This window comes from Undibacterium sp. RTI2.2, assembly GCF_035018705.1.
Classification (GTDB): domain Bacteria; phylum Pseudomonadota; class Gammaproteobacteria; order Burkholderiales; family Burkholderiaceae_D; genus Undibacterium.
In genome coordinates, this window is the sequence record NZ_JASJXN010000016.1 from 19,583 (window position 1) to 38,106 (window position 18,524).

General features: G+C 45.6%; 15 protein-coding genes and 1 riboswitch. Of the genes, 7 read left to right on the plus strand and 8 right to left on the minus strand.

Annotated features, from left to right (window positions below; translation table 11 throughout):
* Window positions 1–73: 73 nt before the first annotated feature.
* Window positions 74–1,309 carry a polyhydroxyalkanoate depolymerase gene (locus tag QN395_RS10585; protein ID WP_322118820.1) on the minus strand — a complete coding sequence of 412 codons (1,236 nt, stop codon included), beginning with the start codon at window positions 1,307–1,309 and terminating at the stop codon, window positions 74–76.
* Between the two features lie 352 nt (window positions 1,310–1,661).
* Between QN395_RS10585 and QN395_RS10590 the strand changes: the two genes are divergently transcribed.
* The 3 genes from QN395_RS10590 (at window position 1,662) to QN395_RS10600 (ending at window position 7,134) form a co-directional block, all read left to right on the plus strand.
* Window positions 1,662–4,556 (plus strand): PAS domain S-box protein, encoded by a 2,895-nt coding sequence (locus tag QN395_RS10590; RefSeq protein WP_323491995.1) that lies wholly within the window; start codon window positions 1,662–1,664, stop codon window positions 4,554–4,556.
* A complete protein-coding gene (locus QN395_RS10595; protein ID WP_323491994.1) occupies window positions 4,557–5,942 on the plus strand; it encodes a response regulator in 1,386 nt (461 codons plus the stop codon). It abuts the gene before it with no gap.
* A 67-nt stretch (window positions 5,943–6,009) separates the two neighbouring features.
* The gene (locus tag QN395_RS10600) at window positions 6,010–7,134 is read left to right on the plus strand and encodes a two-component system response regulator (RefSeq protein WP_322118822.1); all 1,125 of its coding nucleotides are present in this window, start codon (window positions 6,010–6,012) and stop codon (window positions 7,132–7,134) included.
* Window positions 7,135–7,211: 77 nt separating this feature from the next.
* Here the strand turns inward: QN395_RS10600 and QN395_RS10605 are convergent, their stop codons facing one another.
* Window positions 7,212–8,282 carry an NAD(P)/FAD-dependent oxidoreductase gene (locus QN395_RS10605; protein ID WP_322118823.1) on the minus strand — a complete coding sequence of 357 codons (1,071 nt, stop codon included), beginning with the start codon at window positions 8,280–8,282 and terminating at the stop codon, window positions 7,212–7,214.
* A gap of 100 nt (window positions 8,283–8,382) precedes the next feature.
* A complete protein-coding gene (gene fdxA, locus QN395_RS10610) occupies window positions 8,383–8,706 on the minus strand; it encodes a ferredoxin FdxA (protein WP_322118824.1) in 324 nt (107 codons plus the stop codon).
* Window positions 8,707–9,138: 432 nt separating this feature from the next.
* On the opposite strand from fdxA, the gene QN395_RS10615 reads away from it, so the two are divergent.
* Entirely contained in the window at window positions 9,139–10,128 is a 990-nt protein-coding gene (locus QN395_RS10615) for a D-glycerate dehydrogenase (protein WP_323491993.1), read from the plus strand.
* 92 nt (window positions 10,129–10,220) lie between these two features.
* Here QN395_RS10615 and QN395_RS10620 read toward each other — a convergent pair whose 3' ends face one another.
* The 3 genes from QN395_RS10620 to QN395_RS10630 form a co-directional block, all read right to left on the minus strand.
* A complete protein-coding gene (locus QN395_RS10620; protein ID WP_322118826.1) occupies window positions 10,221–10,652 on the minus strand; it encodes a GNAT family N-acetyltransferase in 432 nt (143 codons plus the stop codon).
* A gap of 106 nt (window positions 10,653–10,758) precedes the next feature.
* Window positions 10,759–11,013: an acyl-CoA-binding protein gene (locus QN395_RS10625; protein ID WP_322118827.1), complete on the minus strand. Its 255-nt coding sequence runs from the start codon at window positions 11,011–11,013 to the stop codon at window positions 10,759–10,761.
* Window positions 11,014–11,135: 122 nt separating this feature from the next.
* Window positions 11,136–11,834: a UPF0149 family protein gene (locus tag QN395_RS10630; RefSeq protein WP_323491992.1), complete on the minus strand. Its 699-nt coding sequence runs from the start codon at window positions 11,832–11,834 to the stop codon at window positions 11,136–11,138.
* 90 nt (window positions 11,835–11,924) lie between these two features.
* On the opposite strand from QN395_RS10630, the gene QN395_RS10635 reads away from it, so the two are divergent.
* Both QN395_RS10635 and rpiA read left to right on the plus strand, forming a co-directional pair.
* Window positions 11,925–13,019: a serine/threonine protein kinase gene (locus tag QN395_RS10635; RefSeq protein ID WP_323491991.1), complete on the plus strand. Its 1,095-nt coding sequence runs from the start codon at window positions 11,925–11,927 to the stop codon at window positions 13,017–13,019.
* Window positions 13,020–13,213: 194 nt separating this feature from the next.
* Window positions 13,214–13,885 (plus strand): ribose-5-phosphate isomerase RpiA, encoded by a 672-nt coding sequence (gene rpiA / locus QN395_RS10640; protein ID WP_322121566.1) that lies wholly within the window; start codon window positions 13,214–13,216, stop codon window positions 13,883–13,885.
* A gap of 282 nt (window positions 13,886–14,167) precedes the next feature.
* Here rpiA and QN395_RS10645 read toward each other — a convergent pair whose 3' ends face one another.
* Entirely contained in the window at window positions 14,168–16,618 is a 2,451-nt protein-coding gene (locus tag QN395_RS10645; RefSeq protein WP_323491990.1) for a S53 family peptidase, read from the minus strand.
* A gap of 87 nt (window positions 16,619–16,705) precedes the next feature.
* Window positions 16,706–16,792: riboswitch (cyclic di-GMP riboswitch) on the minus strand.
* 416 nt (window positions 16,793–17,208) lie between these two features.
* Here QN395_RS10645 and QN395_RS10650 point away from each other — a divergent pair.
* Window positions 17,209–17,853, plus strand: coding sequence for a 2OG-Fe(II) oxygenase (locus tag QN395_RS10650; RefSeq protein ID WP_322118831.1), 645 nt, complete (start codon window positions 17,209–17,211; stop codon window positions 17,851–17,853).
* Window positions 17,854–17,989: 136 nt separating this feature from the next.
* On the opposite strand, the gene QN395_RS10655 is transcribed toward QN395_RS10650, so the two are convergent.
* Window positions 17,990–18,454 carry a YidB family protein gene (locus QN395_RS10655; RefSeq protein ID WP_323491989.1) on the minus strand — a complete coding sequence of 155 codons (465 nt, stop codon included), beginning with the start codon at window positions 18,452–18,454 and terminating at the stop codon, window positions 17,990–17,992.
* Between the last annotated feature and the right edge of the window lie 70 nt (window positions 18,455–18,524).

Sequence of the window (18,524 nt, forward strand, 5' to 3'; positions counted from 1 at the left end):
TTGCAGGCTTTTTTCGCCTGCAAATACTTGCCGGATTGATGTTATTACACCTTGCTAATTGGATATAGGCAAATTAAGAGTGTTCTTTAATGAATTCTGCAATCTTCGGTGCGATGACTTCGCGCCAGCGTCGGCCAGCAAAAATACCATAGTGACCGCATCCTGGTGCCACAAAATCTTGTTTCATCTTGGCAGGAATTCCACTACACAAATCATGTGCAGCCTGAGTTTGACCAGCGCCGGAAATATCGTCCAATTCACCCTCAACTGTGAACAGTGCAACGGTTTTGATATCTTGTGGACGAACTAATTTACCTTCCACATCCCAGGTGCCTTTTGGTAAATCAAAATCTTGGAAAACAATTTTAATGGTTTCTAAGTAGTATTCAGCTGGCATGTCCAATACCGCATTGTATTCATCATAAAACTTACGGTGTTGCTCTGCAGACTCGTCATCACCTTTCATCAGATGTTGGAAGAAATCCCAGTGACTTTGTGCATGGCGATCAGGGTTCATTGCAACAAATCCAGCATGCTGCAAAAAGCCGGGGTAAACCTTGCGACCGTAACCAGGATGATTGGCGGGTACGCTATAAATTACGGTATTTTCAAACCAAGAGAATTTCTTTTCCGTTGCCAGATCATTGACTTGGGTCGGCGATTTGCGTGGATCTATCGGACCGCCCATCATGGTCATGGTTTTTGGTAATTTAGGATCTTTGGCTGTTGCCATCAGTGAGATAGCAGCCAGTACAGGCACGGTTGGCTGACACACAGAAACTACATGCACATCAGGTCCTAGCAGACGGATGAAATCTTGTACGTAATAAATATAGTCATGTAAATGGAAAGCACCATCGCTTAAAGGCACCATACGAGCATCAATCCAGTCGGTGATATACACATCATGCTGCGACAGCAGGCCACGCACGGTATCGCGTAGCAAAGTGGAATGATGTCCAGACAGTGGAGCCACCAACAAGACTTTAGGCTGCTTTAACTTTGCCAGTTCTTTTTCAGGTAAATTTTTCTTGAAATGTAATAATTTACAAAATGGTTTTTCTACTTCGGTTAACTGTACAACCTCTATCGTTTTATCTTCGATGATCGTTGAAGTGATATCAAACTGTGGTTTTTCGTAATCTTTACCAAGGCGATAAACCAGCTCATACGCAGCGGCAATACGTTGTGCGTATGGCGAATGTGCAAGAGGTGAAATTGGATTAGAAAAAAGCTTAGAGGACGCTTCTGCCCATTGTGTTATTGGGTTAAGAAACGCACGATTCAATTCATGAAATTGATAAAGCATGATGATCTCTTTCTGCTAGGTGTATCAACTTAGGATTAGAGAAATTACTCTACCTTATTGCAATGCATCATAAACCAGTTTGGAAAATTTGGGGCAAAGCCAAACATTTGACTGTTGTTGTCGTGTAAATTAGTGTTAAATGTTTAATTTAATAACAAGATGATGAGTTCTGCACGATAAATCAAGCACTTATTTCTGTTGAAGCGATTTATCTATTGAAATGCATCAGGTCTTGCGTTGTAAAATTTAATTGAAATATTGCATGTGCACTAGGTATTAAAATCAAAGCAGCCTGTCCATAGCGTATTTTTTTACCCTCATTTTTTGGGGGGAATTAACATGAGGCTACAGAATGAATGATCACACCTCTTCCGTCGAATTTGATTGGCATCAACGTTGTTACGACGCGCTAGATTTTATGCGTGATCGCGCTGATGATGGTCGCGATGTTGCCGCAGAAATTCTATTGCAAGCGGAAGAAAAAGATGACCAGGTCATGCGGCTAAGTGCAGAATTACTGTATGCCTTTGCCAATTTCTTTGATAAAAAAATTGACTTAGCAGAGCCTGAATTTGCTCGTCTGGCAAAGCAATTTGAGATCTTGCATGACTGCGACTGCATGCTGATGGCTTTATTCGGATCGGTCGCCGTTTTATATCGACGTGGCCTGACTCGTGAGGCTTACGACATTTGTCATCAGCGTATTTTGCCGCACCTAGATAGCAAGCCTAGTCGCATCGCTATTTTAGTTTTTAATATTCTTGGCATCCTATCCCAGGCACTGGTTTTTACCGAAGAAGCGATCCGTCATTTTTATACCGCTTTGCGCCACGCACGCGCATTTAATATTTCTAATCGGGTCGCACAAGTCACCGCCAATCTTGGTGAGATATTTTATGTTAGCGGCAATGCTGAGGATGCAGAGACCTTATTATTAGAAGCTCGGGATATTGCTAAAGCATCGTCGGAACGGTGGTTGGCACCTTTTATTTCAACCATGTTGGCATTATGCATGGTCTCGCTGAATAAGCACGAGGAAGCCTATCAGACAATTGCTGAATATATCGACGATATAGAAACAGATGAAAGTCTTGATAAAGCCAATCGCGCATTCTTCTTATCGGTAGCCGCTTATACCTTGGCAATGCGTGGACAACTGGCGGAGGCTGATAAGCTTAGCGACACAGCAGTTCAGATGCTTGATCAATTTGAAGATACGCATTTAAAACCCTATACCTGGTGGGTTTGTGGACATCTGCACCGTCGTCATGCACGTTACGGTGATGCCGTTATTCACTTACGTAAAGCGGTCGAAGATATGGGTGGCTATATCTACATGCCGTTGCGGGCGATGAAAGAACTATCAGAAATTTTTGCTGAAACAGGTGATTGGCAACAAGCATTTGATGAGCAAACCCGTTACCTCGATCTGTTTGCTAAAGCACAGGGACAAGCTAGCCGTGTGCATGTGCAAACACTACATATCCGAAATGAGCTGAGGGAGGCCGAGCTAGCCCGAACCATGGCAGAGGAGGCGATTACTGAACGTAAGCAACTGGACGACGAGCTGAAGCGTATGTTATCCGAGCGCGAAACTATCCTCGAAAATTCTATAGTCGGAATGGTGTTTTTGAATAATCAAGGTCGGGTGCAGTGGGTTAATTCACCTTTATGCCAGATTTTTGGTGTTGACCGTGAAACTGTTTTAGGGTCGTCGTTAGAACCTTTTTATCCTACACGTGAACTGTATTTAGAATCAGGCGCGCATGTAAGCGAGGCAGTTATGCGCGGCGCGGCGTATGAAAGTGAATTGCGCATGCGTCGCAGTGACGGCAGTTTATTTTGGGTACATTTCTCTGGTCGTGCTGTTGATAAAAATAATTTATCTCATGGTACGGTCTGGGTAGTAATGGATATTTCTGCCAGGCGACAGTTAGAGGAAGATTTATATAAATCAGAGCAGCATTACCGCCAATTAATCAATAACGTCACAGAAGGCATACTTGTGGTTCAGGGTGGCGGGATTGTATTTGCTAATCCAAGAGTTGAACGACTTACAGGCTATAACGCGGCGGAACTGAAACAAATTCCTTTTATGACAGCGATTTATCCCGATGACAGGGCGATGGTAATGGATCATCATACCCGACGGTTACGTGGGGAAGATGTTGAGCAGTATTACCAATTCAGAATAGAAAATAGTCAGACCAAAGCAATTCATTGGCTGGAGCTATCTGCCGTATTGATTGATTGGGAAGGTGCGCCAGCGACTTTATCTTTTGTGTCGGACGTTACACAAAGAAAAATATTGGAGGCAAAGCTCAAAGAGAGTATGGCAGAACAAATACGTTTGCAGACCTTGCAAATGCAGACCGAACTTAAAGAATCTGAATTGGCACGTTTGCATGCAGAAGAAACGACCGAAGCTAAATCCATGTTTCTTGCAAACATGAGTCATGAAATTCGCACTCCAATGAATGCCATTATCGGGATGGCGCATCTGGCATTAAGAACAGAACTTAGTCCCAAGCAAAAGGATTATGTTGAAAAAATTCATAAAGCGGGGATTTCTTTGCTGGGCATTATTAATGATATTTTAGATTTTTCTAAAATTGAAGCTGGCAAGCTCGATATTGAGCAAGTCGACTTTAATTTGGATGACGTCTTAAATAATATTTCTGCAGTGACCAGTGATAAGGCCTATGAGAAAGGTCTTGAATACTTATTCCGGGCACCGTCACGTATCCCACGTCATCTTGTAGGTGACCCTTTGCGGCTAGGTCAGGTATTGATCAACTTGATTAATAATGCAATCAAATTTACCGAGCACGGTGAAATCTGTGTCAACTGTGAGCAAGTCGAATCACAAGGTGACAGAATTAAATTAAAATTTATGGTGACCGATACCGGCATTGGGATGACTGAGGCACAATCTGCGAAACTGTTCCGTGCGTTTAGTCAGGCCGATGAATCTACCACTCGTAAATTTGGTGGTACCGGTCTTGGACTGTCAATTTCTAAAGGTATGGTTGAATTGATGGGCGGGGACATTGGATTGCGTAGTGAACCGGGTAAAGGCACGTCAGTATATTTCACGGCCTGGTTTGGCTTAGCAGCTCATGCGGAAGAGCGTTTGGTATTGCCAAATGCCATCAATGGCATGCGTTTGCTCGTTGTGGACGACAATCCTGCTGCGGCTGACATTCTCATAGAAATGCTCTCTGCTTTGCAAATCGAAGTTGATTAAGTGTATAGCGGAGCTGCAGCATTGGCTGCCGTGCGCGCAAATGATAGTCAACATCCGTATGACATTGTATTTGCTGATTTACATATGCCAGAAATGGATGGGCTAGAACTTACTACCTATCTAAAACGCGATGGATCATTGTCATTGGAACCCTTAGTTGTTTTGGTCAGCAATCACGGCTACGAGGAATTTAGTCATAGAGAAGATGTCGCTTCACCAGATGGTTTTTTAACAAAGCCAGTAAACGCATCAACTTTAATTGATTGTTTGATTGAGTTAGTTTCGTCTTGTAAAAAATCTGCACCGGCCAATCATGGTGTAGTGGTGCCGCATTTCTCAGATTTACGGGTACTCTTGGTTGAGGATAATGAAATTAATCAGCAGATCGCTGTTGAATTAATGGAGGCATCCGGGATTAAGGTTGATGTTGCAGGCAATGGACGACTCGCCATCAACGCTTTAATGGCGGTTAATGTCAACCACTACGATATCGTTTTCATGGATGTACAAATGCCGGAAATGGATGGGCATGAGGCAACCAATATCATTAGAAAAGATCCACGCTTTAATAATTTACCTGTCGTCGCCATGACTGCACACGCAATGGTAGAAGAAAAAGAGCGCTGCTTTGCATCAGGTATGGATGCGCATCTGGCAAAACCGATTAATCCTAAAGAGTTATATAACGCGATTTCTCATTGGTGCCCTGGAAAAATAATGTTGAGTCCTCCAGCTATCCAGGCTACTCGGGAAGATCGTGCTGAGAAATTTGACATTGAAGGACTAAATGTTGAGGAAGGTTTAAGCAGAACACTAGGAAACCGGGCTTTTTACTTTGAGTTGCTAACTCGCTTCTGTGATGACCAAAGAGGAGCAATACAAAAAATTCGTGACGTGGTTGCTACCGACGTTGTACACGCAGAGCGCCTGGCACACACCTTAAAAGGGGTTGCAGGTCTAATCGGTGCCAATGATATACAAGCGCTGGCTGAGTTGTTAGAGACGAGGCTTCATAAAAAAGTCGAAATTACAGAATTAGATACATTGCTGACTCAATCTGAGGATAAACTCAATATCGTCATCAATGCGATCCAAACCAAAATAGCTCAGGATGCTGAGCAACAAACGATCCATATAGTCGTGCAGGAAGTGCCGCAAATTGACCGTGAATCCGTACAAGCAATTTTGGAAAGATGTAGTCAGCTTTTACGCGACTATGATGGCGAAGCGGTTGACTTTATCCTTGATTCAAGTGGCGCTCTCAGTTCGGCTTTGGGTACGGATGCATATAAGTTAATCATGCGTTCAATAAGACAATTTGATTTTGATGCTGCCTTATTAGCCCTTGAGTCGGGAGCTACTTCAAACGCTTATAGTCTGACTTGAAACGATATGCTTAGTACCTGCAGAGCGAAATTAATTAGATGAAATTTAGTTTATATTGGGGACGAAAATGAGCGAGATAGCTGAGCAAAATATGAGGCCAGTAGTATTGATTGTCGATGACACCCCAGACAATATTTCTTTATTATCTGCTTTGCTGAAAGATCAATATAAGATCAAAATCGCCACCAATGGACTTAAGGCTCTACAAATAGCGAACGTATTACCGGCTCCCGATTTGATTTTGCTAGACGTGATGATGCCAGAGATGGATGGTTATGAAACCTGTCGCCGTTTAAAACTAGAGACGGTTACTCAGGACATCCCGATCATTTTTTTGACTGCAAAGAGTCAGGTTCAGGATGAGGAGATGGGCTTGCGTCTCGGCGCCGTTGACTACATCAGCAAACCGATCAGCCCGCCTATAGTCCTGGCTCGTGTCGCTACACAGATCAATCTGGTAAAAGCCAGACAGCAATTACAAAATCAAAATAAAAATCTGGAACATCTGGTAGAAGACCGGACTCGCAAGTTAGCTAAGATGCAGGACGCGATTATTATGGCCATGGCTTCTCTTGCTGAAACCCGTGATAACGAAACAGGAAATCACATTCGCCGTACCCAAAATTATGTTGCAGCGCTAGCCAGAAAATTGAAGAGTCATCCACGCTTCAGTGATTTGCTGACCAATGCCAATATTGAATTGCTTTATAAATCTGCTCCTTTGCATGACATCGGTAAAGTGGGGATACCAGATCATATTTTGCTTAAACCCGGAAAATTGACTTCTGATGAATTCGAGATCATGAAGTTACATACTACCTATGGTCGTGAAACAATTTTGTCCGTAGAGGCATATCTTGGTGAGAGCAATGAGTTCTTACGTTTTGCCAGAGAGATTACCTACTCGCATCAAGAAAAATGGGATGGCTCTGGTTATCCAGAAAATTTATCCGGAGACGCAATCCCGATATCAGCCCGATTAATGGCGGTGGCTGACGTTTATGATGCACTGATTTCTAAACGAGTCTATAAGCCCGCATTTACTCATGATGAAGCGATTGATATCATGCAAAAAGGTAATGGCACACATTTTGATCCTGACATACTCAATGCATTCTTGTTGATTACCGAAGAGATTAAAGAAATTGCAGAACAGTTCCGCGAGAGTGAGCATGAGGAGATGATTCTTTAGACGTAAAAAAACCGTAGCTCGCTACGGTTTTTTTATTTTAAGAACGAAGTTGAATCAATGATTAACTACAACAATTTTCAGTCAAAAACTGGTGTTTCAACACCCAGAATTTTGTGTAGTTTAGGCGAGGTTGTGGTGTATTGCATGTGAATTTTCTTGTCAGGGAAAATATATGGTGCTGCGCCAAATGCTGCCAGTGCTGCTTCGTGAAAGCCAGACAAAATCAGTTTCTTTTTGCCTGGATAAGTATTGATATCGCCGACGGCAAAAATACCCGGCACGTTGGTTTCAAATTTCTCTGTATTCACTACTTTGAGCTGTTTGCGTTCAATATCCAGACCCCATTCAGCAATAGGGCCAAGCTTTGGCGACAGTCCGAAGAACACCAGCAAATTATCCACTGGCATGCGACGCGTTACGCCATCTGCACCGGTGATTTTAATCTCTGATAGCAGATCGTCTTTAGTTTCGATACCGGTCACTTGGCCGATCACTAATTGCATCTCGTAGTTATCGCACAATTCTTTCATTTTGGCGACAGATGCGGGTGCTGCGCGGAAGTCGTCACGGCGATGTAACACCACGACAGATTCTGCTTTACCAACCAGATTCAATGCCCAATCTAAGGCAGAGTCACCGCCGCCGCAGATCACTAGATTTTTGCCGTGGAATTTGCTTGGGTCTTTTACGCGGTAAAACACCTGGCTATTCTCAAAAGCTTCAATACCCTCGACTTTTAAGGTGCGCGGCTGGAAAGAACCAACACCAGCTGCGATAAAAATAGTTTTTGTGATGAAGCGCGTGCCGACCGATGTTTCCAGATTGAAGCGACCATCTTCACGACGCTCGACCAGATTTACTTCTTGTCCAAGATGGAAGGTCGGCTCAAATGGTTCAATTTGTTTGAGTAAATTGTCAGTCAATTCTTGGCCTGTACAAACAGGCACAGCCGGAATATCGTAAATCGGTTTGTCTGGGTACAGTTCTACACATTGGCCGCCAACAACGGCGAGTGAATCGATGACATGTGCTTTGATCTCTAATAAGCCGAGTTCAAATACTTGGAACAGACCGACTGGACCAGCGCCGATAATGACGGCATCTGCTTCGATGACGCCGGTTGCTGGATTTGCTTTATTGTTTTCCATACGACTTGGTATTTCCTGATATTGATTGAGACAGTGCTTGCAGCGCTTACAGTATCCGCACTGATAGTCGGTACTGAAGCACGACGGCTAAGAATGCTAATTAGCGCGTCAAAAATTGCAATTTATCTTTGACATCTTTCCAGTCATCTGCATCTGGCAGAGGACTGGTTGTTTTGGTAATTGATGGCCAGGTGCGGATCAGATCTGCATTGATCTTGATGAACTGCTGTTGATCTGCCGGCACGTCTTCTTCTGCATATATCGCGTTAACTGGGCATTCTGCAACGCATACTGCGCAGTCTATGCATTCATCCGGATCAATCACCAGGAAGTTAGGGCCTGCACGGAAGCAGTCTACTGGGCAAACATCAACGCAATCGGTATAGCGGCAGCGGATGCAGGATTCGGTCACAACGTGGGTCATAACAGTCCTTCTTTTCTATTGTGAGGGTGTAAGGCGCAGCCAATAGAGGGCATAGGCTGCAAAGCCTTGCATTTTAAGGCAATTTGAGCTAACTCACAAATTAGGCTTAGATAAATTACGCATAAGCAAATTCGGTATGTGTGATTGGCGATGTGCTTTTTGTAGCCTTTTTTGTGTTTTTTAATTTCATAAAATGGGTAGAGCAACGCTTGCTACGCTGAATTCCAATAACTTTGTACCTCCATCAATTAAAGCACTGTTTTGAATGAAATTTTTTGATCCTACTCAAAAGCAGCATTTTTTGCCATATTCAGCGTTAAACTCATTTTGATATAAATAACCGTTAAGACCGTTAGCTGCTTGTAAGGCCTAAAAATCCGATCGGCCAAATAGCCAAATAGCCAAAAAATTATTAAATTATTCAGGATACGAATGAAACCTTCCATCTTAGTCTCACGAGCAATTTTTCCAGACGTGTTAGAGCAGTTATCTACGTATTTTGAGGTTGAATCAAATCAGGATGATCATATTTTTTCAGCACAGGAATTGGCTGAAAAGTTAAACGGAAAGCAGGGCTTGTTATGTACTGGTAGCGCCAAAATTAACGAAGCCTTATTGACCCAATTGCCTGACTTAAAAATGGTGGCGCAGATGGCAGTTGGTTACGACAATATTGATGTTGCTGCTTGCACGGCACATCGCGTCATGGTGAGTAATACGCCGGATGTATTAAACGAAACTACCGCCGATTTTGGCTGGGCATTGTTGATGGCGACAGCTCGTCGCGTGACAGAGGCAGAGCATTGGCTACGCGCTGGCAAATGGACTAAGTGGCGCTATGATGGCTTTTTGGGCGCTGATGTGCACGGCGCTACTCTGGGAATCATTGGCATGGGCAGAATAGGGCAGGCGATCGCTCGGCGCTCCATGGGGTTTGATATGAAGGTGATTTACCATAATCGTTCGCGTCTGAGCACAGAACAAGAGGCGCATGCAAACAACGCTAGCTATGTCAGTAAAGAGGATTTGTTGAGGACTGCAGATCATGTGATGCTGGTGTTACCTTACTCAGCTGCGTCACATCACACCATCGGTGCCGCCGAGATATCGATGATGAAGCCAACTGCAACGCTAGTCAACCTGGCGCGTGGCGGGATAGTGGATGATGCGGCCTTGATTGCAGCCTTGCGTAACAAGACGATTGCGGCGGCAGGTTTAGACGTGTTTGAGAATGAGCCGAAATTTAATCCCAACTTATTAAATCTGGAGAATGTAGTCCTCACACCGCATATCGCCAGTGCATCAGAGGCCACCAGGAGGGCGATGGCGAATTGTGCGGCGAGTAATTTGGTCGCTGCTTTGAGTAAGCAACGACCACCTAACTTACTGAATCCTGATGCGATTGCTGGAATGCTTGCCTAAATACTATACTGGTCGGGTGTATGATTGTTTTATGTCAGATTGTCCAGATAAAGTCTGGACAATTAAAAATACTCCCCTTATTTATAATATTATTATTTGTCCACTTGTTGGGTGAGATAGAGATTAGGGCGGTTGATTTCCATCAGAATCTCAGGTTTGGCGGGTGCCTGAAATCCAAACTTTTGATACAGCCCGCGCGCATCACTGCTCGCTAGCATAAATCGACGCAAACCTTGAAGCTCGCTATGTTCTATAACGGCTTGAATCAGCAGTTTGCTATACCCTTTGCTGCGCTGTTCTGGCACGACAAATACATCTACCAGGTAGGCAAAAGTAGCGTGGTCAGTCACGACGCGGGCAAAAGCGACTTGTTCACCTTCAAGATAGCCGCCAAAACAAAATGAATGTTGAATCGATCGCTGCACCGTGGCTAGAGGAATCCCCTTGGCCCACGCCGCATGCTGCGACAAAAAATCATGAATCAGGGGAATGTTCAGCGCGGATTTGTCGGTGGAAATATGCATTGTAATGTGGGATGAATGAAGGAGTTTGGTTCGCTTTAAATCGAAGTGACATTTAGAAACGAACTTTAAAACGAACCTTAAAGCGAACCTTAAATTCAGCTTCGGTTTAATCTTTCAGGCCATTGATCAGATCAATATATTGCTGCATCGCGTCTTCTTGTAAGGTGCCTGCCAGTGCTTGCCATGCATCAAATTTGGCACGGCCCACAAAGTCAGTCATACCAGGACGATCACCAGTTGCATCACCTGCGCTGCCTTGTTTGAACAGGCCATAAATTTTTAGCAGCGTCATGTTGTCAGGGCGCTCTGGCAAATTTTTTGAATCGGCTGACGCTTGGAGAAATTGTTCTTGCAGGCTCATTTAGTACTCCGTAATCTTGAATGGAAAGCATCAAAGTAGCATACTTGCCATTCAGTCCATAGTAGTTCACTAGAGTAAATATTCAATCAATTACCTCTTGAAAAATGGTCAAGCTAGCTAGGTCAATGTATCGTCGGTTCAGCGCCACAACAAGCTTTGAACTTTTTACCGCTGCCACAAGGGCAGGGATCATTGCGACCTACTTTCGGACTCTCACGCTTGACTGTCGCCACGCCTGATTTCCGTAATGGTGCCCAGAAGTGGCGGATTTCCGGGATAGCCGCCTCCAGTTCGATGGCGAGCAGGTGACATTTTTGCGGCGTATCCACCAGCTTCACTTCCTCTTCTTCGATCTCTTCTGCGCCGAGTAAATAGATAGGATTGAGCAAGGGCGCGATAGCGGATTCCCAGATTGGCTCCCACTCATCCTCGCGCAATTGCATGCCTTCCCAAAAGCCCCAGGCCCATGTTTCGCCATCAATCAACTCTTTGCCATCTTGCTCCATGACGCAAAACAGGGGTTCAAACTCTTGCGGCGCGACTTCAAATGTGATCTGGATTTCATTCATAAAACGGGCGATCAGCGTGGTGATGCGTTCCATTTCTTTTGGCGTTTTAAACTTTGGTTCTGCTTGGTCGGGCAAGCCCCAGACCAGCGGCAACCATTCGTTCATCGGGATCATTTCTGGTCCGATGGCAATGGCGGTCAGGTAGCCATGCAAGGCATCCATGGTCATGCCGTCGTCGCCTACACGGTCGGACATCAAAAATTTGTCCAGTTCGTTAAATTCTTTGTCGCTGAGGGGTTCGTCGAGGTGCATAAGAGTGCTCTTGATTGTTATTGGGTGAAATACCGGAAGTGTAGCGCTTTGTCTCTCGTTCGTGGAGAGTTTGAACGTACAATGCCAGCCATGAGCACATCAATTTCTCCCAATAATTCAATTACCCCCGATCTGGATGATGATGACGATCGCCAGCCTGATTTTTTGCTGGAAGAGGCATCAGATCACTCCTTATCCTCCGACGCCACCACTCATGCTTTCGCCGGACTCACGCCTGAATGTGCGCTGGACGCTTTACATGCGGCAGGTTTTCAATGCGACGGTCGCTTACTAGCGCTAAACAGCTATGAAAACCGTGTATATCAGTTAGGAATGGAGGACGGGCCGCCCTTGATCGCCAAGTTTTATCGCCCGCAACGCTGGACCGATGCTGCGATTTTGGAGGAGCATCAGTTTGTTCGTGAATTAGCTGCGCAAGAAATCCCGGTCGTACCTGCCTTGGTATCTGCGGATGGCCAAAGCCTGCATCAGTATCAAGAATTTCGGTTTTCGGTTTTCCCTAGGCAAGGAGGGCGAGCGCCGGAGTTGGATCAGCCGCAAACGCTGGAGTGGCTGGGGCGGTTTATCGGACGTATCCATGCGGTAGGTGCGCAGCAGACTTATCAGCACCGACCTGGCTTAAACCTCGATACTTTTGGTCATGTGTCAAGAGCCTATTTATTGGAATATGCCGGCATGCCGCGTGATTTATTGGCGGCCTATACCAGCGTCACGCAATTGGTGTTGGACGGCGTAGCGCAGGCATTTGAGCGGGCAGGGCATGTCAGCCAGATTCGTTTGCACGGCGATTGCCATATCGGTAATGTTTTGTGGACGGATACCGGTCCGCATTTTGTGGATTTTGACGATAGCCGCATGGGGCCGGCGATACAGGATTTGTGGTTATTATTATCAGGCACGCGAGCAGAGATGACGGCTCAGCTAAGTGACATCATATTTGGCTATGAAGATTTTTTTGAATTCCAGCCACGTCAGTTGCATCTGATTGAGGCGCTGCGGAGTTTGCGTATGTTGCACTACTCCGCCTGGCTGGCACAGCGTTGGGATGATCCGGCATTCAAGCAAGCCTTCCCTTGGTTCAATACCCAGCGTTATTGGCAAGACCGGATTTTAGAATTACGAGAGCAAGTTGCCTTGATGGATGAACCGCCGCTGGTAGTTTAATTGCTGCCAACTGATGTGGCAGCTTACTATGGCAACTTGAAATTCGTTGCCATAAGGGCGCGAGCAAATATCTAACGCAAAGCGCTAAGACCGAATTCTTGCAAACCGTCTGGAGCGTTTTTGCAGATGCCGTGTTGGCGATGCCGGGCTATCCGTTAAAATGCTGCCATTCCTTCACTTTTGAAATGCGCATCATGACTCAGGACGAACTTAAACAAGCCGTAGCCCAAGCCGCTATTCAGTACGTTGTAGAAGATAGTATTGTCGGTGTCGGTACTGGCTCTACTGCCAATTTTTTCATTGATGAATTGGCTAAGATCAAACATAAAATCAAGGGCGCAGTCGCCTCGTCAGAAGCAACCGCAGCCCGTTTACGCAGTCATGGGATTAGCGTATTTGATTTGAATAATGTCACCTCCATGCCGGTATATATTGATGGTGCGGATGAAATTACACCCCAAGGTGCAATGATCAAGGGTGGCGGTGCGGCTCTGACTCGCGAAAAAATTGTTGCTTCAGTTGCGGACAAATTTATCTGTATCGCCGATGGTTCTAAGCTGGTCGATTTGCTGGGTAAATTTCCACTACCAATCGAAGTGATCCCTATGGCGCAAGCCGTCGTTGTTCGCAAGCTTAATGCCCTCGGTGGCGAAGCGCGGCTACGCTTAAAAGATGGCGTGCCTTTGCTAACGGATAACGGCAATATCATCATCGACGTGCATGGCTTGCAAATTGCCGATCCGGTAGCGATGGAGGCGGCTATGAATAATATCGTCGGTGTGGTGACAGTCGGTTTGTTTGCGCAACAAGGCGCGAATGTCTGCTTGTTGGGTACGGCTGAAGGTGTTAAAACGCTGAATTTTTAATTTAGCGCAGGCTGTTTCCTCACATTGCAGGTGAGTTTTGCTAGTGTAAAGTTTTGCCGTTTTTATATACTCCCATTATGTATATTTAAGTTGTCCAGAAGTTTGTTGGGCAGTAGCTTAATTTTTTAAAAAATAATGGGGAGTATATTAATCTTAGGTAGACTGAACTTAGTAGATTGAAGAGTATAAGCAGCGAAAATACTGAGGACGATCAAACAAGATCCGCAGTTTTTTCGCTGTACTTATATCGTAATAGTATTTCCTGAGGTTATACCTTTGCTATTACTTCGCATTAATAGTGATAGGGATCGCTACTTTTGCAGTACGTCCGGCAGAATCAACAACGGACACGCTCAAACTATAACTGCCTGTTACCGGACTCGCCCAAGCGGCGATCACGTTCATTCCGCTCATAGAAAAACTCATTCCCATCGGTGCACCAGAGATCGTGATGGATAACGACGTCGCACCAGGATCTGTGATTCCTATCGTTCCGGAAAGCGCTTTACCCGCGACGCCTACCATGGTTGGCACTGTGATTACCGGACCGCTTACGCTAGTCGTGCTAATTGTTACGGTGAAAATACCTTGACCGCTCAATCCGGTTTTGCTGTCTTTTGCAATCACAGTCACAGCATAGTTGCCTGTTATCGGCGTTGCCCAGCTCACGATGCCAGCTACACTAATAGTCATCCCGGCGGGTGCGCCAGTCATTGTGTAAGTCACTGGATTGGACGCAGTGACCGACACGCTAAACGACAATGCCGTGCCCGCTTTGCCCAAAATAGTCGTTGCATTGACTACGGGCGCTTGAGTCGTTGTCGCGGCAGTGATTGTGATGGTATAGATCGCTTGGCCGCTTAGTCCAGTTTTAGAATCTTTTACTGTGACTAATACTGAGTAGGTACCAAGTACTGGCGTCGCCCACGTCACCGCACCGGTATTGCTGATCGTCATCCCGGATGGGGCACCACTTAAACTGTATGTCAATGGGTTGGCGGAAGTAGCAGATACCGTGAACGATAATGCCGTGCCGACTTTGCCAGCAATGCTCGCAGGCGTCACTACCGGCGCAGTCACTGGCATACTTGCGCCAGACAAACTAGTTAATAAGTTGCTGATATTCGGTGTGCCTAAACCAGACAATGAGTCATATCCGATTTTGGCACTACAAGTGGCGCAAGTACCGTCAGAACCTTTGGTGATATCCGCAAACGCACTGGCATAAGCGCCGGGTACAGTTGAGATTTGTCCATATAAAACTGCATGCGGCCCACCTAATGCAGATTTCGCAGTCAGAGCGCGTGAGGCGTTGGCGATCGCGATAATGCCAGCCCACTGCGGGGTAGATAAACTGGTACCACCAGCACTGACCCAACTCGCAGCAGAACTGCCTGAAGGAATAATCGCTACATATTGTCCGGTAGAGGGATCTGCATTGAACGACACATCGGCAACTGTACGACGTGCCACCGTTCCCATCCCTGGCACCGCGTTGGACTGATAAGCTGGTGTGGCTATATAAGCACTGGTGCCACCACCTGTGCCAGACCAACTCACCTCACTGCGCGTACCAGTGCCGGAAAAACTTAAGCTTGTACCGCCAACCGCCAACACATTTGGCGAAACGGAAGGCCATTCAACGGCAGCGCCAGAATCACCTGTCGCAGCAAGATATGTCATATTCGCGGCAGCAAATGCGGCATCAACAGAGCCGGTCCAATTACCTTCTGTCGCACCAAAGCTCATTGAGACCACGCCCGGCCCCATTGCATTGGCTAATTTCACGCCACCGATCAAACTGTTGAGTGAAGCATCAACAGCTTCGATCAAAATAATCCGTGCCAGCGGTGCTGTCGCATGCGCCCACTGCACGTCGAGAGCGATTTCTGTCGCCCAGCCAGAATCATAAGCAGGTGCTGTCGCCGTTAAGGTGCCGCTGGCCGTGTTGTAGACCACTGCAAATTCGCAGCTACTGGCCGATGCTGTCGCAAGCGGGAGTGCCGTTGTGGCAGAGATCGTTTTAGTCGTACAAGCGGGCAAGCCAAATTTTTGATTAAATGTTGTCAGTTCCGCGGCGACATTAGGGTCGTGCATTGCGTCAACGATATAAATGGTTTGTCCCGCACCGAGTTGGGCAGCTTGCGCCGGAGTCAGCGCATTTGTGGTCGCTGGTATGGCTGGCAAACCATAGGCTGCGCGAATTTGCGCTGGTGTATAGGTTGATACCGCAGTTGTCGCAGCAGCCGGGCTAACTGTGCTGCTATCCACTGTAGACTGAAGCTGTGATTGCGTTTGAGTTTCCATGTTCCGATTATGCAAATCTCTAACAATCTCCATTGCAGACACGGTCAAGCGACGTGTTGAAAGATTTTTAAATTCTGTTGGTATCGCTTGTGTATGAGGCGCTAACAATGCAGATACAGCACTGTCCTCAAACTCAGGCGTGTTAAGCAGCACTGGCGCCAGATGAAACGCTGGCTGCGCAATTTGCATTGCTGCTGCGTCAGGTAAATTGGGCACATCGACTTGTAAAGTTGTAGTGCCAGTAGCAACCAAAGGACCGATTTGTATAGAGCTTTGGGCACTGGTGGGCGCATTGGTCGATGCGCTGTCGTTCGCACCACCGCAAGCAGTGAGCAGGCTTGCTACGCACGTGACAAGCAAGCTCCCAATCGTCAGTAGCGAACTATTTTTTGTATTAGATTTTAGTTTAAAGGATGATCTTTTCATGGCTGCAACGCTCCGATATAAAAAATATAGGCGAGGGCCAAAAGTGACAACGATCAGTTTATTTACAGTAGATGTAATTTACGTCTCGTTGGCAACCCCGCTACCATGGCGCTTTCGCGCTGTAGGCCGGTGGCTTTGCGTCCTCGTTTTTCAACAAGTTTGCCCTCAGTGATTCATACTAATTTGTCGTGCTTTTAGTGTCATACAACTATTAGCACTATATAACTTGCTTAATATTATCTATTCCATGGGTAAACTGTACTAGAAAGTAGATCCTAAAAGTTAAATTTTGTTGCGCCACCTCAACTTTTTATAGATTGAGGCAATGAATATACGGTTTCTGATATGGAATAAATAATTAATTTCCAAAAAAATATGCAGTTATTGAAAAAAACGAATATTGTTTATAAAAATATTTCAGAATTAATGATCTGCTAACAGGTGTAACAGAATTGATCAGAATTATTCTAAAAAATTCTCAACAATTTCTTATTTCTCTCTGGCTATTCGCTGACGTTTGATAGGCAGCATATTAGCTGAGCTTATTGCGCACCATTCCATAATATGTTTCTCAAGAAAGTAGCACACCCATGTTTGCCGAATCACTTGGTGATTCATTCCCTGATTTTGTGCGCCTTAGCATTGCGCATCAAATCAACATTGTTGAAGACTTAGTCAAACAAGGCTGGTCACAACAAAACATTTTTTTGTCTGAAAATTTAACTCTGGCGTTGGCGGCGGAATGTCAAGCATTGGCAGATATTGGCGCGTTAAAATTAGCCAATGTCGGTCGTGGTGCTGCGCAAGTGATCAGGCCAGAGATTCGCGGTGATCAAATCCAATGGCTAAAAGCAGGTCAGTCGCTAGCGTGTGACCGCTATCTGCAAATTATGGAAACAGTGCGGCTTGCTTTAAACCAAGCATTGTATTTGGGGCTGGATGATTATGAGAGCCACTTTGCTTTTTATGCGCCAGGGGCGTCTTACCTCAAACATCTGGACCGGTTTCGTGACGATGATCGCCGGATTGTATCCGTGGTAATTTATCTGAACTATCGTTGGTTGCCGGAGCAGGGCGGTGCTTTACGACTGCATCCCATCGATAAGTGCACAGAGGACATTTCGCCACTCGGCAGCCGCATGGTGCTATTTTTATCGGCTGATATGCAACACGAAGTGCTACCCGCAACGCGTGACCGGCTATCTCTCGCGGGTTGGTTTAGACGACGCGCTTGATCTTTAACGTGATCTGAAAACTAAGGTATTTGGGACAAACTTGCCATAAAAAATGCGCAACACCATTTCTATCGCTTAAATGGGTATTATGCATCTTAAAAAAACCAAAAAATCTCGGTGTAAACAAAGCGCTACATCAAGCCTTGCTCAAAAATGAGCTGGAAAATTGCTCCAGCATATTTCCCAACTCACCAAAATCAGAGGTGGCTACTTCACCGTTGGGCGTAAGCTTATCTACCAGACCGGGCAACATTTCCGCCAAATGTACCGCTGCACCGTCGTGCGATAAACCTGCTGCTTCTGCCAATTGCGCTAGCTGGCCATTGCCGAGCGCACTTTTGATTTGGTCTGCAGAGATCGGCAAATTATGACCATTGCTTATCCATGAGCTGACGATATTGCCGAGGCCGGCGTTTTCAAATGCGCTAACTAAACCAGATAAGCCCGACGAGCCAGTTTGATCACTTTGACCATTTTGTCCGTTAGCAGATTGATTATTGGTAAGCATACCAAGCGCAGCTTGTAGCAACATCGCTTTGGGATCATTACCTTGATCCGAGTTGCCGCCCAACATGCCTAATGCTGAATCCAGAAGTCCCATACGATCCCTTTCTGAGGTGGTTGATGAATTACATTACAACGTAAACGACAATCATATTAATACTAAAAAG

Coding starts and splice junctions, on each gene's coding strand:
- QN395_RS10635 (WP_323491991.1), top strand. CDS start 11,925: ATGAGCACATCAATTTCTCCCAATAATTCAATTACCCCCGATCTGGAT.
- QN395_RS10590 (WP_323491995.1), top strand. CDS start 1,662: ATGAATGATCACACCTCTTCCGTCGAATTTGATTGGCATCAACGTTGT.
- QN395_RS10585 (WP_322118820.1), bottom strand. CDS start 1,309: ATGCTTTATCAATTTCATGAATTGAATCGTGCGTTTCTTAACCCAATA.
- QN395_RS10625 (WP_322118827.1), bottom strand. CDS start 11,013: ATGAGCCTGCAAGAACAATTTCTCCAAGCGTCAGCCGATTCAAAAAAT.
- fdxA (WP_322118824.1), bottom strand. CDS start 8,706: ATGACCCACGTTGTGACCGAATCCTGCATCCGCTGCCGCTATACCGAT.
- QN395_RS10620 (WP_322118826.1), bottom strand. CDS start 10,652: ATGCATATTTCCACCGACAAATCCGCGCTGAACATTCCCCTGATTCAT.
- rpiA (WP_322121566.1), top strand. CDS start 13,214: ATGACTCAGGACGAACTTAAACAAGCCGTAGCCCAAGCCGCTATTCAG.
- QN395_RS10605 (WP_322118823.1), bottom strand. CDS start 8,282: ATGGAAAACAATAAAGCAAATCCAGCAACCGGCGTCATCGAAGCAGAT.
- QN395_RS10615 (WP_323491993.1), top strand. CDS start 9,139: ATGAAACCTTCCATCTTAGTCTCACGAGCAATTTTTCCAGACGTGTTA.
- QN395_RS10645 (WP_323491990.1), bottom strand. CDS start 16,618: ATGAAAAGATCATCCTTTAAACTAAAATCTAATACAAAAAATAGTTCG.
- QN395_RS10650 (WP_322118831.1), top strand. CDS start 17,209: ATGTTTGCCGAATCACTTGGTGATTCATTCCCTGATTTTGTGCGCCTT.
- QN395_RS10600 (WP_322118822.1), top strand. CDS start 6,010: ATGAGCGAGATAGCTGAGCAAAATATGAGGCCAGTAGTATTGATTGTC.
- QN395_RS10655 (WP_323491989.1), bottom strand. CDS start 18,454: ATGGGACTTCTGGATTCAGCATTAGGCATGTTGGGCGGCAACTCGGAT.
- QN395_RS10630 (WP_323491992.1), bottom strand. CDS start 11,834: ATGCACCTCGACGAACCCCTCAGCGACAAAGAATTTAACGAACTGGAC.